At 71.5% G+C, this 15,430-nt stretch carries 16 protein-coding genes; 9 read left to right on the top strand and 7 right to left on the bottom strand.

Translation table 11 applies throughout. From position 1 onward, the window contains the following. Nucleotides 1–58 precede the first annotated feature (58 nt). Nucleotides 59–652, top strand: coding sequence for a Uma2 family endonuclease (locus IF28_RS0111305; RefSeq protein ID WP_030217347.1), 594 nt, complete (start codon nucleotides 59–61; stop codon nucleotides 650–652). On the opposite strand, the gene IF28_RS0111300 is transcribed toward IF28_RS0111305, so the two are convergent. Genes IF28_RS0111300 through IF28_RS0111285 form a run of 4 tightly spaced genes read right to left on the bottom strand, consistent with a single transcriptional unit; the run spans nucleotide 647 to nucleotide 2,798 of the window. Beyond that, nucleotides 647–1,027, bottom strand: coding sequence for a hypothetical protein (locus IF28_RS0111300; protein WP_030217344.1), 381 nt, complete (start codon nucleotides 1,025–1,027; stop codon nucleotides 647–649). The two genes, IF28_RS0111305 and IF28_RS0111300, sit on opposite strands and share 6 nt — an antisense overlap. A gap of 13 nt (nucleotides 1,028–1,040) precedes the next feature. After that, on the bottom strand, nucleotides 1,041–1,694 hold the full coding sequence (locus tag IF28_RS0111295) for a DUF7691 family protein (protein ID WP_030217341.1): 654 nt from the start codon (nucleotides 1,692–1,694) through the stop codon (nucleotides 1,041–1,043). 50 nt (nucleotides 1,695–1,744) lie between these two features. After that, a complete protein-coding gene (locus IF28_RS0111290) occupies nucleotides 1,745–1,945 on the bottom strand; it encodes a DUF397 domain-containing protein (RefSeq protein ID WP_030217337.1) in 201 nt (66 codons plus the stop codon). A 7-nt stretch (nucleotides 1,946–1,952) separates the two neighbouring features. After that, a complete protein-coding gene (locus IF28_RS0111285; RefSeq protein WP_030217335.1) occupies nucleotides 1,953–2,798 on the bottom strand; it encodes a helix-turn-helix domain-containing protein in 846 nt (281 codons plus the stop codon). Nucleotides 2,799–3,021: 223 nt separating this feature from the next. Here IF28_RS0111285 and IF28_RS0111280 point away from each other — a divergent pair, with 223 nt between their 5' ends. The 6 genes from IF28_RS0111280 to rbsD all read left to right on the top strand — a co-directional run bounded on the left by IF28_RS0111280 (nucleotide 3,022) and on the right by rbsD (nucleotide 9,493). Then, nucleotides 3,022–3,432 (top strand): ATP-binding protein, encoded by a 411-nt coding sequence (locus tag IF28_RS0111280; RefSeq protein ID WP_030217333.1) that lies wholly within the window; start codon nucleotides 3,022–3,024, stop codon nucleotides 3,430–3,432. Nucleotides 3,433–3,625: 193 nt separating this feature from the next. Continuing rightward, a complete protein-coding gene (locus tag IF28_RS0111275) occupies nucleotides 3,626–4,669 on the top strand; it encodes a LacI family DNA-binding transcriptional regulator (RefSeq protein WP_030217331.1) in 1,044 nt (347 codons plus the stop codon). Further along, on the top strand, nucleotides 4,666–6,186 hold the full coding sequence (locus tag IF28_RS0111270) for a sugar ABC transporter ATP-binding protein (RefSeq protein ID WP_030217329.1): 1,521 nt from the start codon (nucleotides 4,666–4,668) through the stop codon (nucleotides 6,184–6,186). Before IF28_RS0111275 ends, IF28_RS0111270 begins: the two co-directional genes overlap by 4 nt. Next, a complete protein-coding gene (locus IF28_RS0111265) occupies nucleotides 6,176–8,131 on the top strand; it encodes a substrate-binding domain-containing protein (RefSeq protein WP_030217328.1) in 1,956 nt (651 codons plus the stop codon). The genes IF28_RS0111270 and IF28_RS0111265 overlap by 11 nt, the downstream gene beginning before the upstream one ends. Before the next feature lie 73 nt (nucleotides 8,132–8,204). Next, entirely contained in the window at nucleotides 8,205–9,107 is a 903-nt protein-coding gene (locus IF28_RS0111260) for a ribokinase (protein WP_030217327.1), read from the top strand. Next, nucleotides 9,104–9,493 (top strand): D-ribose pyranase, encoded by a 390-nt coding sequence (gene rbsD, locus IF28_RS0111255; protein ID WP_030217326.1) that lies wholly within the window; start codon nucleotides 9,104–9,106, stop codon nucleotides 9,491–9,493. Before IF28_RS0111260 ends, rbsD begins: the two co-directional genes overlap by 4 nt. A 258-nt stretch (nucleotides 9,494–9,751) precedes the next feature. On the opposite strand, the gene IF28_RS0111250 is transcribed toward rbsD, so the two are convergent. Genes IF28_RS0111250 through IF28_RS0111240 form a run of 3 tightly spaced genes read right to left on the bottom strand, consistent with a single transcriptional unit; the run spans nucleotide 9,752 to nucleotide 12,884 of the window. Then, nucleotides 9,752–10,585 carry a sugar phosphate isomerase/epimerase family protein gene (locus tag IF28_RS0111250; RefSeq protein WP_030217325.1) on the bottom strand — a complete coding sequence of 278 codons (834 nt, stop codon included), beginning with the start codon at nucleotides 10,583–10,585 and terminating at the stop codon, nucleotides 9,752–9,754. Continuing rightward, nucleotides 10,582–11,736 carry a dihydrodipicolinate synthase family protein gene (locus IF28_RS0111245; protein WP_030217320.1) on the bottom strand — a complete coding sequence of 385 codons (1,155 nt, stop codon included), beginning with the start codon at nucleotides 11,734–11,736 and terminating at the stop codon, nucleotides 10,582–10,584. The genes IF28_RS0111250 and IF28_RS0111245 overlap by 4 nt, the downstream gene beginning before the upstream one ends. Next, nucleotides 11,733–12,884 carry a Gfo/Idh/MocA family protein gene (locus tag IF28_RS0111240; RefSeq protein ID WP_030217317.1) on the bottom strand — a complete coding sequence of 384 codons (1,152 nt, stop codon included), beginning with the start codon at nucleotides 12,882–12,884 and terminating at the stop codon, nucleotides 11,733–11,735. The genes IF28_RS0111245 and IF28_RS0111240 overlap by 4 nt, the downstream gene beginning before the upstream one ends. Before the next feature lie 244 nt (nucleotides 12,885–13,128). Between IF28_RS0111240 and IF28_RS0111235 the strand changes: the two genes are divergently transcribed. Together IF28_RS0111235 and IF28_RS0111230 are read left to right on the top strand one after the other, a co-directional pair. After that, entirely contained in the window at nucleotides 13,129–14,175 is a 1,047-nt protein-coding gene (locus tag IF28_RS0111235) for a LacI family DNA-binding transcriptional regulator (protein ID WP_030217314.1), read from the top strand. A 410-nt stretch (nucleotides 14,176–14,585) separates the two neighbouring features. Then, the gene (locus IF28_RS0111230; protein ID WP_030217311.1) at nucleotides 14,586–15,386 is read left to right on the top strand and encodes a sugar phosphate isomerase/epimerase family protein; all 801 of its coding nucleotides are present in this window, start codon (nucleotides 14,586–14,588) and stop codon (nucleotides 15,384–15,386) included. Nucleotides 15,387–15,430 lie beyond the last annotated feature (44 nt).

Raw genomic sequence — 15,430 nt, 5'->3', positions numbered from 1 at the left:
GGTACCGGTGGGGTGTGACAGGGCGGCCGGGAAGTCGCCCCCTCAGTACGCTGGCCTCATGGACTACGCCAAGATGCGCGCCATCGCCGCAGACCTCGGGGCCTACTCGGAGCAGCTCGAGGGGTCGTGGAGCGTCGAGATCGGGCCGTCCGGTCCGATACTGGCGATGATGTGCCCGTCCAAGCGCCACGAGGGGGCTGTCCGCCGCATCTGCAAGCAGTTGGACGCGCAACTGCCCCGCACCCACCCCGGTTACATCTGCGCCAACGGACCCGAGATCGAGCACCCTGCCATCGGGCGCATGCGCCGGCCCGATGCCGTGGTGATCCCCGAGGCGACGCTCGACGAAGAGGGCCTGGCCGTCGATGCGACGCAGGTGCTGGCCGCTGTCGAGATCGTCTCGCCGTCCAACCCGAGCAACGACTACGACGAGAAGCTGGCCGACTATCCGGCCATGGGCATCCCGCGCTACATGATCGTGGACCCGCGCACCGGCACCATCGAGGTGCACTCCGAGCCGTGCAGGGGCCGCTACAGCAACAAGGAGCCGTACATCTTCGGCGACTCGGTGCCGTTCGGGCCGTGGACGGTGGAGACGTCGGAGTTCCGCAGGTACGGCAGGGACGGCTCCGCCGTTCCGCCCAGGTCATGACGCGGGTATGAACTCCGGCCACCAGGGCGGGACGTTCCCCGGGCATACGGGGTCCGGGTAGGAGTCGAGCACGCCGAGCCAGGTGACCAGGAACCACGCGCAGCACACGGCGAGCAGCAGCGCCGCCGCGAGGGCCGCACGCCGGTGCCGTCCGGCGACGACGCCGTACAGGACGGCGAGCGGGATCGCCGTGGCGAACCAGAACAGCGGGGCGAGGAAGAGCAACGTGAAGGAGTTCGCCGCCGAGTCGACCCCGACGTCGCAGGCGGCCCACACCTGCCCGATGGCGACGGTGGCCACGACCGAGGTGCCCCCGCCGAGGAGGAGCCCGACCCGGACGGCCCCGCCCCGGCTCACCTGACCCGCGTCCGCCATCGATGCGTACCGCTCAGCCCGTGATGGAGAAGAAGATCGTGTCCTGGGTGTACCAGTCGATGTTCTTCGTGGCGTACTCCCACTCCCGGTGTTCCGTCTCGAGCTTCTCCGCTATCTCCTGGAGGTCGTACCGGAAGTCCGCGTCCACCCGGTCCAGCACCGCACGGTAGGCGTCGGCGGCCGGCTGGGCCTTGGCCAGCGGGAACATGCCGATGTCTGGCCCGTCCACGGCGTAGGGAACGGAGAAGGGGATCTCCGGCGGCGGCCCGGAGAACAGGTGGTCGTGCAGCAGGAGTTCGGCGCTCACGCCCGCGCGGCGCAGTTCCTCGTCGAGCAGGCCGAAGAAGGTGGAGGGCTTGGAGTAGACACCGAAGTCGGCGGGGTCGGAGGCGTTGTGGTCGATGATGTGCTGGAGCGCCCGGTGGTAGGCGCTGCCCGCGTATTCGGCCGTGGAGTCCGCGCGACCGGCGACGAGGTGCTCCAGCGCGTCGGGGACGGTCAGACCGAGGTCTATGCCCTGACGCTCCAGGTCCTCCTGACTCTCTTTCGCTTTCTCCCGCATGAGGCCGAGAAGGCGCGTCTGAACGACCGTCAGCCGTTCCGTTCCTCCCAGGAAGGTGAGGATGTCGGCCTTGTCGGCGGTGCTGTAGGAAATGATCCGGCTCATGGTCTGCATCCTGCCAGCAGCCACCGACATCGAGCGGCGAGCCCGCGATGTCACGGCTTCGTCGAAGCCGGCCCCTTCAGCGCCGTGAGGAAGGGGGTGAAGGCGGAGGCGCGGAAGGTGAGGGTGGCTCGGGCGGGGGCCTTGGAGTCGCGGACGGCTGCGCGGGTGGGCGAGGACGCGATCTCCACGCAGTTATTGCCGTCACCGCCGCCGGAGTAGGACGACTTGCGCCAGTTGTCAGGGGTGGACACGGAAGCCTCACAGTTCCTTGGCCAGTCTCTGGATGAGGTCACGCGACCGGCTGGAGTCGAGCGACACGCCCTCCACTTTACGGAAAACCGTTCGAAAGACGCCGAGTTGCGCTTCGGAATCGATGAACCCGGTGCCGTGAGGTGCGTCGCGGACAGCCGTGTCCAGCTTGGGCACAGCTCCACCCGCCAGCATCATGGGGCTCCACGTACCACCGAAGCCGTCCAGATCGAAGGGGATGACGCGCACGCTGATGTGATCGGTTTCGGAGAGCGCCAGGAGACGAGCGAGCTGGGCCCGCGCAGTGGCTCGGCTTCCCACCCTGATACGAAGTGCCGCTTCATGGACGACGGCCTCGTACGGGACCGGTGCTTCGAGAGTCACCTTCCGCCGCATCCGGTGACGGACTCGCAGATCCAGCTCCTCACGGGGAAGTTCTGGCACCCGGGAAGCGAAGGCGGCACGGGCGTAGTCCTCCGTCTGCAACAGGCCGGGAATGAACAGGAACTCCACGTCCCACCGGAACGTGGAGTGGTGCTCCAACTCGGCGAGGTCCAGGAACGGCGTGGGGAGCAGGCCTCGGTACTCCTCCCACCAGCCACGAGTCCGGTCCGTCGCCATGGCGACGAGGGCGTCGATGAACGCCTCGTCCGTACACGAGTAGTGCGCCGCGAGGCGGCGCAGGCGCTCTTCGCTCACACCCGCCAGGCCGGACTCGATGTGGCTGATCTGGACGCGGTTCACTCCGAGCAATGCCGCCGCCTCCATGGCGGAGAGCCCTGCGGCGTCTCGCAACCTGCGCAATTCGACTGCCAGACGCAACTGACGTGCGGTGCACTCGCGCCTCAAGACCATGCAGGACTCCTTCGGATCAACGAGTCCGCCGGCGCGACCCGTTCGGGGGCAGATTAGGCGATCGGCTTGCCGCGTATGACATGTTAGCCCTACCGTCAGTGACGCGACGCACACCGTGCGACACCGGGTCACCGGAAGCGCACCGCCCCGTCCTGCCATGACGGCTGCGGCAACGACACCAGGACCCCTTCCTCACTCCCCCTCACCGACAACGGAGTTCCGCATGCCCGAAAACGAACCGTGGGAGTACTCCCTTTACATCCCCCACGACCTCCGCGCCGTCACCGTCAGCCGCCGCACCCTGCGTCTCATCCTGACCATGCACGGCCTCATCCGCCTCGTCGACGTCGCCGAACTCCTCGCCACGGAGCTGGTGTCCAACGCCGTACGTCACACCAAGGGACCCGCCGGCCTGCGCGTGCGCTGGTCGCCGCCGGGGACGTTGCGGATCGGGGCGTGGGACGCGGACCCCCAACCCCCAAAACCGCCGAGGCCGTTCGAAGGGCAGGCCGAGTCGGAGGACGGGCGGGGCCTGGCCCTGGTGCGGGCCTGCGCCGACGTGTGGGGGTGGCAGCCTCTCGCCAGGCACGGCAGTCACGGCAAGTACGTGTGGTGCGAACTGTCCGCAGCCTGACGGGGCCGGGGCCGGGCCTTTGCGAGTGGCCCCAAGGGTCACATCTCCCGGGGCGGCGGTCACAACCCGCCCCCGGCCCGCCTCCACCCCCGGTCACGATTGCGTATCGGCCACCCCCACCCCCCTTGCTTCCACCCCGTGTAATCGTTTCCAATTCCTCATGTAATCGATTCCACGAGGAGGTGGAGCGGTGATGGCGAGCATCAAGGATGTCGCTGCCGAGGCGGGGCTCTCCGTCGCCACGGTGTCGCGGGTGCTGAACGACCATCCGTCGGTCAGCGACGACGCGCGCCGGCGGGTGATGGCCGCCGTGGAGGCGCTGAGCTACCGGCCGAACGCCGTCGCACGTTCGTTGCGCACCGATCAGACCCGCACCCTCGGGCTGGTGATCAGCGACGTGATGAACCCGTACTTCACCGAGCTGGCCCGCTCCGTCGAGGAGGAGGCCCGCGCGCTCGGCTACAGCGTGATCATCGGCAACGCCGACGAGCGGCCGGAGCTCCAGGACCACCACGTCACGACGCTGCTGGACCGCCGTATCGACGGCCTGCTCGTCTCCCCCACCGACCGCGGTTCGCCGCGCATGCTGGAGGCGGCCCGAGCCGGTACGCCCATGGTGTTCGTCGACCGGTGGATCCCCGGTGTGGACGTGCCCGTCGTCAGGTCGGACGGGCGGGACGCCGTACGGGACCTCGTGGCGCATCTTCACGCGCTCGGGCACCGCCGGCTCGCGATCATCGCGGGCCCCGCCGCCACCACGACGGGCCGCGAGCGCGTGGACGCCTTCCGGGAGGCGCTCGGCGATCACGGCCTCGACCTCCCCGACGCCTACATAGGCCAGGGCGACTTCCAGGCCGACAGCGGCCGCCGGGTCACCGAGGGCTTCCTCGATCTGGCCGAACCGCCCGAGGTCGTGTTCGCCGCCGACAACCTGATGGCGCTCGGCGCGCTGGACGCCGTACGCGCGCGGGGCCTGCGGGTGCCCGACGACCTGGCGCTGGCCGCGTTCGACGACGTGCGCTGGTTCGTGCACACCGATCCGCCGGTCACCGCGATCGCCCAGCCGACGGGCGCCCTGGGCCGGGCCGCCGTACGCGCGCTGGTCGACCGTATCGAGGGCAGACCCGGTGAGTCCGTGACCCTGCCCGCCCGGCTCGTCGTACGCCGCTCGTGCGGTGAGCCGGCCCCCACCACCCAGTCCCCCCATCCCTCCCCCGTACGAAGGAGTACGTCGTGAGCAACGCGGACGAGTTGCTGCGCATCGAGGGCCTGCGCAAGACCTTCCCGGGCGTGGTCGCCCTCGACAGCGTCGACTTCGACCTGCGCCGGGGCGAGGTGCATGTGCTCCTCGGTGAGAACGGCGCGGGCAAGAGCACCCTCATCAAGATGCTCTCCGGTGCCTACACCCCCGACAGCGGCCGGATCACGGTCGGCGGCGAGGATGTGCGCATCGACGGTGCGCAGGACTCCGAGCGGCTCGGGATCGCCACCATCTACCAGGAGTTCAACCTCGTCCCCGATCTGACGGTGGCCGAGAACATCTTCCTGGGGCGTCAGCCGCGCCGGTTCGGCATGATCGACCGCAAGCGGATGGAGGCGGACGCCGCCGTCCTCCTTGAGCGGGTCGGCGTGAAGGTCTCCCCGCACACGCAGGTGCGTGAACTGGGCATCGCCCGGCTGCAGATGGTGGAGATCGCGAAGGCGCTGAGCCTGGACGCGCGCGTCCTGATCATGGACGAGCCGACCGCCGTGCTGACCTCGGAGGAGGTCGAGAAGCTGTTCTCGATCGTGCGCCGGCTGCGCGAGGACGGCGTGGGGATCGTCTTCATCACCCACCATCTGGAGGAGATCGCCGCCCTGGGCGACCGGGTGACGGTGATCCGGGACGGCCGCAGCATCGGCCAGGTGCCCGCATCCACGCCGCGGGACGAGCTCGTACGGCTCATGGTGGGGCGGTCGATCGAGCAGCAGTACCCGCGTGAGCGTGCCGAGGCCGGTGACGCGCTGCTCAAGGTCGAGGGCCTGACCCGGGACGGCGTCTTCCACGACGTCGGTTTCGAGGTGCGGGCCGGTGAGGTCGTCGGCATCGCGGGCCTGGTCGGCGCGGGCCGGACCGAGGTCGTCCGGGCCGTGTTCGGCGCGGACCCCTACGACCGGGGCTCGGTACGGGTCGCGGGCACGGCCCTGCGGCGCGGCGACGTGAACGCCGCCATGGCGGCCGGTATCGGCCTGGTGCCCGAGGACCGCAAGGGCCAGGGGCTGGTGCTCGACGCCTCCGTGGAGGAGAACCTCGGACTGGTCACCCTGCGCACCAGCGCCCGCGGCGGCCTCGTGGACCTCAAGGGGCAGCACACGGCCGCGGACCGGATCGCCCGGCAGCTCGGAGTGCGGATGGCGGGCCTCGGCCAGCATGTACGCACCCTGTCCGGCGGCAACCAGCAGAAGGTCGTCATCGGCAAGTGGCTGCTGGCCGACACCCGGGTCCTCATCCTCGACGAGCCGACCCGCGGGATCGACGTGGGCGCCAAGGTCGAGATCTACCAGCTCATCAACGAACTGACCGCGCAGGGCGCCGCCGTCCTGATGATCTCCAGCGATCTGCCCGAGGTCCTCGGCATGAGCGACCGCGTCCTGGTCATGGCGCAGGGCCGGATCGCCGGCGAACTGGCCGCCGACCAGGCCACCCAGGACAGCGTGATGGCACTCGCCGTCAGCACCCCCACCACCGGAACGGAGACCCCCCGTGGCAACTGACACGCTCAAGAGCAGGCCGGGCGCGCAGAGCGCCCCGGGCGGCCTGCGCCGTCTGCTCCTCGACAACGGCGCGCTCACCGCGCTGATCGCCCTCGTGATCGCCATGGCGGCGCTCTCCGGCGACTTCCTCACCACCGACAACCTGCTGAACATCGGTGTGCAGGCGGCCGTCACCGCGATCCTCGCCTTCGGCATGACCTTCGTCATCGTCTCGGCGGGCATCGACCTGTCCGTCGGCTCGGTCGCCGCCCTGTCGGCCACCGTGCTCGCGTGGAGCGCCACCGAGGCGGGGGTGCCCGTCGCCCTGGCGGTGCTGCTGGCGGTCCTCACCGGCATAGGGTGCGGCGTCGTCAACGGCTTCCTGATCTCGTACGGGAAGATGCCGCCGTTCATCGCGACGCTGGCCATGCTGTCCGTGGGGCGCGGGCTGTCGCTGGTGATCTCGCAGGGGTCGCCCATCGCGATCCCCGACTCCGTCTCGCACCTGGGTGACAACCTGGGCGGCTGGCTGCCCGTGCCGGTGATCGTGCTGACGGTCATGGGTCTGCTGACGGCGTTCGTGCTGCGCCGCACCTACATCGGCCGCTCCATGTACGCCATCGGCGGCAACGAGGAGGCGGCCCGGCTGTCCGGGCTGCGGGTCAAGCGGCAGAAGATCGCCATCTACGCGTTCTCGGGCCTGTTCGCCGCCACCGCGGGCATCGTGCTCGCCGCCCGGCTCTCCTCCGCGCAGCCGCAGGCCGCGCAGGGCTACGAGCTCGACGCGATCGCCGCCGTCGTCATCGGCGGTGCCTCCCTCGCGGGCGGCACCGGCAAGGCGTCCGGCACCCTGATCGGCGCGCTGATCCTCGCCGTGCTGCGCAACGGCCTGAACCTGCTCTCCGTCTCCGCGTTCTGGCAGCAGGTGGTCATCGGTGTGGTGATCGCGCTGGCGGTGCTGCTGGACACGGCCCGCCGCAAGGCGGGTACGAGTACGGCCCCGGCGGCGGCGGACCCCGGCGGGAACCGGAGGAAGCAGGCGCTCACCTATACGGTCGCGGCGGTCGTCACCATCGCGGTGATCGCGGCCACCTCGCTGCTGCACGGCGGCTCTTCGGCCGGCAAGACGCAGAAGGTCGGTCTGTCGCTGTCCACGCTGAACAACCCGTTCTTCGTACAGATCCGGGCCGGCGCGGAGGAGCGGGCGAAGCAGCTGGGCGTGGACCTGACGGTCACGGACGCGCAGAACGACGCCTCGCAGCAGGCCAACCAGCTGCAGAACTTCGTCAGCGGCAGCCGGTCCGCGATCATCGTCAACCCGGTCGACTCGGACGCCGCCGGCCCCTCGGTGCGCTCGGCGAACAACGACGACATCCCCGTCGTCGCCGTGGACCGGGGCGTCAACAAGGCGAAGACGTCCGCGCTGGTCGCCTCCGACAACGTCGAGGGCGGCGCGCTGGGCGCCAAGGCGCTCGCCGAGAAGCTCGGCGGCGAGGGCACCATCGTGATCCTCCAGGGCCAGGCCGGCACCTCCGCCAGCCGGGAGCGCGGCGCGGGCTTCGCCGAGGGCCTGAAGGACTACCCGGGCATCAAGGTGGTCGCGAAGCAGCCCGCGGACTTCGACCGCACCAAGGGCCTGGACGTGATGACGAACCTGCTCCAGGCGCACCCGGACGTCGACGGCGTGTTCGCCGAGAACGACGAGATGGCGCTCGGCGCGCTCAAGGCGCTCGGCTCGAAGGCCGGCAAGTCGGTCCAGGTCGTCGGCTTCGACGGCACGCCTGACGGGCTCAAGGCGGTCGAGGCGGGCACGCTGTACGCGTCCGTCGCACAGCAGCCGAGGGAACTCGGCCGGATCGCGGTGGACAACGCGCTGCGCGCGGCCGAGGGCAAGAAGACCGACGCGATGGTGAAGGTTCCGGTGAAGGTGGTCACGAAGGAGAACGTGGCCGGCTTCGGCGGCTGACACCGGCGGGCAGGACCGGGGCGGGCGGCCACGACGGCCGTCCGCCCCGCAGGACCAAGTGGGGAGCCACTTCATGTACGACTACGACCTGCTGGTCGTGGGATCGGCCAACGCCGACCTCGTGATCGGTGTCGAGCGCCGGCCGGGCGCCGGGGAGACGGTCCTCGGTTCCGACCTGGCCGTCCACCCGGGCGGCAAGGGCGCCAACCAGGCCGCCGCGGCCGCCCGTCTCGGTGCCCGTACGGCGCTGCTGGCGCGGGTCGGCGACGACGGGCACGGCCGGCTGCTGCTGGACTCGCAGCGGGCGGCCGGGGTGGACACGGTGGGTGTGCTGGTGGGCGGGGCGCCGACGGGTGTCGCGCTGATCCAGGTGGACCCGTCGGGTGACAACAGCATCGTCGTGTCGCCGGGTGCCAACGGCCGGCTGACTCCGGCGGACGTGCGGGCGGCCGGGGGCCTGTTCCACGCCTCCCGGGTGGTGTCGGCGCAGCTGGAGATCCCGCTGGAGACGGTGGTGGAGGTGGTGCGGAGTCTGGCGCCGGGCAGCCGGTTCGTGCTGAACCCGTCGCCGCCGCTGCCGCTGCCGGCGGAGGTGCTGGCGGCCTGCGATCCGCTGATCGTCAACGAGCACGAGGCGAAGGTGATCCTCGGCGGCGCGGCCACGGGGGACAGCCCCGAGGAGTGGGCGGAGCTGCTGCTCGCGCGCGGGCCGCGGTCGGTGGTGGTGACGCTGGGCGGCGAGGGGGCGCTGGTGGCGTCCGCCGACGGTGTCGCCCGGGTGCCGTCCGTGAAGGTGCGTGCCGTGGACACCACCGGGGCGGGTGACGCGTTCACCGCCGCGCTGGCCTGGCGGCTCGGCGCGGGCGAGCCGCTCGCGCAGGCCGCGGCGTACGCGGCCCGGGTGGGCGCGGTGACGGTCACCCGGGAGGGCGCGCAGGTGTCCTTCCCCACGGCGGCGGAGGTGGCGGCGCTGTGAGGAAGCACGGAATCCTGAACCGGCATCTCACCGGAGCCCTCGCCGCACTCGGCCATGGCGACGGGGTGTTGGTGTGCGACGCCGGAATGCCGATACCGGACGGGCCGCGCGTGGTGGACCTCGCCTTCCGCGCCGGCGTGCCCTCGTTCGCGGAGGTGCTGGAGGGGATGCTGGACGAGCTGGTCGTCGAGGGCGCGACGGCCGCCTCGGAGATACGGGACGCCAACCCGGCGGCGGCCGGGCTGCTGACGGACCGCTTCCCCGCCCTGACCCTGGTCCCGCACGAGCGGCTCAAGGAGCTGAGCGCCGGCGCGCGGCTCGTCGTACGCACGGGTGAGGCACGGCCGTACGCGAATGTGCTGCTGCGCTGCGGGGTGTTCTTCTAGGCGGCCGGACGGCCGGACGGGCTGTTTTCGAGGGGGCCCGGTCCGTCGACCGGGCCCCCTCGGTCCCTCCCCCGTCAGAACCCCTCGAAATCCCCCCCGGGTCCCCACCCAGAGGTTCTGACACCACGTACGACCCGCGAGGTGCGGGGAGGGTTGCACGGTCCTTCCGCATTTTTTCCGGCATCCGTTCCCCACGCTGGACGCGGCCGTCGGTGACGGGCTGACGGGCGGGACCCGGGTCCCGCCCGTGTACGGCTGCTAGCCCGCGTGCTCCACGAAGCGGGACGCTGTTTCCGCGAGGAGTTCGCGGCCGTCTCGGGTCCAGAGGGTGTCGTTGAAGAGTTCGACCTCGATCGGGCCCGTGTAGCCGGCCTCCTCCACGTAGGTCCGCCATGCGCGCATGTCGATCGCGCCGTCGCCGATCTGGCCGCGGCCGTTGAGGACGCCCTCGGGCAACGGGGTGATCCAGTCGGCGAGCTGGAAGGTGTGGATACGGCCGGTGGCTCCGGCGCGGGCGATCTGGGCGGGAGCCCGGTCGTCCCACCAGATGTGGTACGTGTCGACGGTGACGCCGACCTGGTGGGCGGGGAAGCGTTCCGCGATGTCCAGGGCCTGGGCGAGGGTCGAGACCACGCAGCGGTCGGAGGCGAACATCGGGTGCAGGGGCTCGATGGCCAGTCTCACCCCGTGTTCCTCGGCGTAGGGGGCGAGTTCGGCGAGGGCGTCGGCGATGCGTTCGCGGGCGGCGCGCAGGTCCCTGGAGCCGGGCGGGAGGCCGCCGGAGACCAGGACCAGGGTGTCGGTGCCGAGGGCGGCCGCCTCGTCGACGGCCCGGCGGTTGTCGGCGAGGGCCGCCGCCCGTTCGTCGGGGGCGGTCGCGGTGAGGAAGCCGCCGCGGCACAGGGTCGTCACCGTCAGGCCCGCGTCGCGGACCAGTTTCGCGGCTGCCTCGACGCCGTACGCCTGGACCGGCTCGCGCCACAGGCCCACACCCGGCACACCCACGTCGCGGCAGGCGTCGACCAGTTCGGGCAGGGACAGCTGCTTGACCGTCATCTGGTTGATGCTGAAACGGGTGAGGTCCGCGGTCATCGGGTCACTCCGTACAGGTCGAGCAGGGTTCTCATGCGGTCCTCGGCGAGCTTGGGGTCGGGGAACAGGCCGAGGCCGTCGGCGAGTTCGTAGGCGCGGGCGAAGTGCGGCAGGGAACGCGCCGACTGGAGCCCGCCGACCATCGTGAAGTGGGACTGGTGGCCGGCGAGCCAGGCCAGGAGGACCACGCCGGTCTTGTAGAAGCGGGTGGGGGCCTGGAAGAGGTGGCGGGAGAGCTCGACGGTGGGGTCGAGGAGGGCGCGGAAGCCCTCCGTGTTCCCGGTGTCGAGGACGCGGACCGCCTCCGCGGCGAGCGGGCCCAGCGGGTCGAAGATGCCGAGCAGGGCGTGGCTGAAGCCCTGGTCGTCGCCCGCGATCAGCTCGGGGTAGTTGAAGTCGTCGCCGGTGTAGCAGCGCACGCCCTGCGGGAGGCGGCGGCGCAGGTCGATCTCGCGCTGGGCGTCGAGGAGGGAGACCTTGATGCCGTCGACCTTGTCGGGGTGGGCGGCGATCACCTCGAGGAAGGTGTCGGTGGCGGCGTCGAGGTCGGGCGAGCCCCAGTAGCCCTCGAGCGCCGGGTCGAACATCGGTCCCAGCCAGTGGAGTACGACCGGCTCCGCGGCCTGGCGGAGGAGGTGGCCGTAGACCTCCAGGTAGTCCTCCGGGCCCCGCGCCGTCGCGGCCAGGGCGCGGGAGGCCATGAGGATGGCCTGCGCGCCCGACTCCTCGACGAGCGCGAGCTGTTCCTCGTACGCCTGCCGGACCTCGGCGAGGGTCGCGGGGGCGGTGAGCTGGTCCGTTCCCACGCCGCAGGCGATACGGCCGCCGGCCGACCTCGCCTCGGCGGCGGAGCGGCGGATCAGTTCGGCCGCGCCCGCCCAGTCCAGGCCCATGCCGCGCTGGGCGGTGTCCATGGCCTCGGCTACTCCGAGCCCGTGCGACCACAGGTGGCGGCGGAAGGCGAGGGTGGCGTCCCAGTCGACGGCGGCCGGTGAGTCGGGGGACACGTCCGCGTACGGGTCGGCGACGACGTGCGCGGCCGAGAAGACCGTACGGGAGGTGAAGGGGGCACCGGGGGTGGTGGTGAGGGGTTCGGTGCGGGGTTCGTAGGCGCGCAGGGTGCCGTTCGCGTCGGGGAGGTGGAGGGTCACAGCGCGATCTCCGGGACGTCGAGGCGGCTGCCCTCCGCCGAGGACCGCAGGCCCAGTTCGGCGAGCTGGACTCCGCGGGCGCCGGCCAGCAGGTCCCAGTGGTAGGGGGCGTCGGCGTAGACGTGCTTGAGGAACAGTTCCCACTGCGCCTTGAAGCCGTTGTCGAACTCGCCGTTGTCCGGGACCTCCTGCCACTGGTCGCGGAAGACCTCGGTGGCGGGGATGTCCGGGTTCCAGACCGGCTTGGGGGTGGCGGAGCGGTGCTGGACACGGCAGTTGCGCAGGCCGGCGACGGCGGAGCCCTCGGTGCCGTCGACCTGGAACTCGACCAGTTCGTCGCGGTTGACGCGGACCGCCCACGAGGAGTTGATCTGGGCGATGGCGCCGCCGTCGAGTTCGAAGACGCCGTAGGCGGCGTCGTCGGCGGTGGCGTCGTACGGCTTGCCGTTCTCGTCCCAGCGCTGCGGGATGTGGGTGGCGGTGAGGGCCTGTACGGACTTCACCCGGCCGAACAGCTCGTGCAGCACGTATTCCCAGTGCGGGAACATGTCGACGACGATGCCGCCGCCGTCCTCGCTGCGGTAGTTCCACGACGGGCGCTGCGCGTCCTGCCAGTCGCCCTCGAAGACCCAGTAGCCGAACTCGCCGCGCACGGACAGGATCCGGCCGAAGAAGCCGCCGTCGATGAGGCGCTTCAGCTTGAGCAGGCCGGGGAGGAACAGCTTGTCCTGGACGACGCCGTGCTTGATGCCGGCCGCGTTCGCCAGGCGGGCGAGTTCCAGGGCGCCGTCGAGGCCGGTGGCGGTCGGCTTCTCGGTGTAGATGTGCTTGCCGGCCGCGATGGCCTTCCTGAGCGCCTCCTCGCGGGCCGAGGTCACCTGCGCGTCGAAGTAGATGTCGACGCTGTCGTCGGCGAGTACGGCGTCCAGGTCCGTGGAGATGTGCTCGAGCCCGTGCCGTTCGGCCAGGGACTTCAGCGCGTGCTCCCGGCGGCCGACCAGGACCGGCTCCGGCCACAGCACGGTGCCGTCACCGAGGTCGAGGCCGCCCTGCTCACGCAGGGCCAGGATGGAGCGGACGAGGTGCTGGCGGTAGCCCATGCGCCCGGTCACACCGTTCATGGCGATACGCACCGTCTTGCGTGTCACGTCATTCCCTTCGTACGCGGTTCGCGCGCCGCATACGCCCGACTGGTGAGCGTGACAGCAAGCGCTTTCTATGTACGTAGAAGCTAGCCTCTGAACGTCGGTGTGGACAAGACCACGGCGGATGCGAGTTGTTCGAGGGGGCGAACAACCGCGCGGATGGCCATAGGGTCTGGTCGGAACCACGGGTGTGGGCGTGGATGTGTACGACGGCGTACGGCATGACGCGCGAGGCGGAGGACGAGACATGACGGTGACCCTGGCGGACGTGGCGGCTCGCGCGCAGGTCTCCCCCGCGACGGTGTCGCGCGTGCTCAACGGGAACTATCCCGTGGCCGCGTCCACCCGTGAGCGGGTGCTGAAGGCCGTGGACGAGCTGGACTACGTCCTCAACGGTCCCGCCAGCGCGCTGGCCGCCGCCACCTCCGACCTGGTGGGGATCCTGGTGAACGACATCGCCGACCCGTTCTTCGGGATCATGGCGAGCGCGATCCAGGCGGAGATCGGCGGTCCCGGCGGGCGCGCGGGCGGGGAGAGACTCGCGGTCGTGTGCAACACGGGGGGCTCGCCCGAGCGGGAACTGACGTATCTCACGCTGCTTCAGCGGCAGCGGGCGGCGGCGGTGGTGCTGACGGGTGGCGCGATCGAGGACGCGCCGCACCGGGTGGCCATGGACGCGAAGCTGCGGAAGCTGGTGGACGCCGGGACGCGGGTGGTGCTGTGCGGGCGGCCGCAGGCGCCGGAGACCGGGGCGATCGCGCTGACCTTCGACAACCGGGGCGGCGGGCAGGAACTGACCGAGCATCTGATCGGGCTGGGGCACCGGCGGCTCGGGTACATCGCGGGGCCCCTGGAGCGGACGACGACGCGGCACCGGCTGGAGGGACACCGGGACGCGCTGGCGGCGCACGGGATCTCGGAGGACCCTCGGTGGACCGTGCACGGGCGGTACGACCGGCGGTCGGGGTACGAGGCGACGCTCGAACTCCTGCGGCGGGATCCGTCGTTGACGGCGGTCGTCGCGGCGAACGACTCCGTCGCGCTGGGCGCGTGCGCGGCGCTGCGGGAGTCGGGGCTGAGGATTCCCGACGACGTGTCCGTCGCCGGGTTCGACGATCTGCCGTTCAGCATCGACGTCGTGCCGGCACTGACGACGGTGCGGTTGCCGTTGGCGGAGGCGGGGGCTCGGGCGGGGCGGATCGCGATGGGGCGGGAGGAGGAGCCGCCGGGGGGTGTGGCGGGGGTTCGGGGCGAGCTGATGGTGCGGGGGTCCACGGCGGGGCCGCGGGACTGAACGGACCTCGGCCCGTTGGGGGTCTCGCGCAGTTCCCCGCGCCCCTTGAGGGGGGTGCGTTGTCCCGTGCGGGTGCGCTGTGGGTTCTCGCGCAGTTCCCCGCGCCCCTTGAAAAGGCGCGTTGTCCCGTGCGGGTGCGCTGTGGGTTCTCGCGCAGTTCCCCGCGCCCCTCGAAGGGGGTGCGTTGTCCCGTGCGGGTGTGTCGTGGGTGTTCGGCGGGGCCTCTGCCGGTGCCGGGAGGGGCGCTTCCTAGGGGCGCGGGGAACTGCGCGATCAGCCCCCACCGGGCCGCACGTGGCCACGGTCACCTCAGGGGCGCGGGGAACTGCGCGATCCGCCCCCACCCAGCCGCACCCCGCCGCCGGCTTCATCGCGCCGGAACGGCGTGCGCGCCGGTAGGGTCCGTTGCCATGAAGCTGGCGTTCTCCACCCTCGGTGTTCCCGGGCTGCCCCTCGCCGACGTGCTGGGTCTCGCGACCGCGCACGGCTACCACGGTGTCGAGCTGCGCACCCACCCCGAGGAACCCGTCCACCCGGGGCTCGGCCCCGCCGAACGTGCCGACACCGCCGCCCGGTTCACCGCGGCCGGCGTCCAGATCACGGGCCTCGCCGGATACGCCCGGGTCGCCGCGCCCGGCGAGGACGAACCCGTACTCGCCGAGATCCGCGCCCTCCTCGACCTCGCCCGCGACCTCGGCGCCCCCTTCGTCCGGGTCTTCCCCGGCGGCGGCACCGAGCAGAGTCCGCAGGAGGCGGACGCGACCGCCGCCCGCCGGCTGGGCACGGCCGCCGAGTACGCCGCCGACCTGGACGTACGCATCCTCCTGGAGACCCACGACTCGCACCGCACCGGTGCCGACGCGATGCGGATCCTCGGTCTGGTCGGCCACCGTCAGGTGGGCGCGCTGTGGGACGTGATGCACACCTGGCTCGGCGGCGAACAGCCCGCCGAGAGCTACGCCGCCCTCTCCCCGCACCTCGGGTACGTGCAGGTCAAGGACATCGCCTCCGCCGACGACACGACGCCGCTGCCGCTCGGGGCGGGGGTGCTGCCGCTGGCGGACTGTGTGGAGCTGCTCTCCCGGCACGGGTGGGACGGCTGGCTGTGCTGGGAGTACGAGAAGCGGTGGTACGACACGGTGGCGCCGTTGGCCGGGCTGCTCGGCCCGGGGCGTGAGCACATGACGCGGTTGCTGACCGAGTCGGCGTGAGGCTGCCCGCGCGCGAGCTCGGGGCCCGGGATCGCGGAGCTCGT

Source organism: Streptomyces sp. NRRL WC-3626, assembly GCF_000718785.1.
Classification (GTDB): Bacteria; Actinomycetota; Actinomycetes; order Streptomycetales; family Streptomycetaceae; genus Streptomyces; species Streptomyces edwardsiae.
Note: the sequence above shows the minus strand (reverse complement) of the source record. Positions and strands in the feature narration are given on the sequence as shown.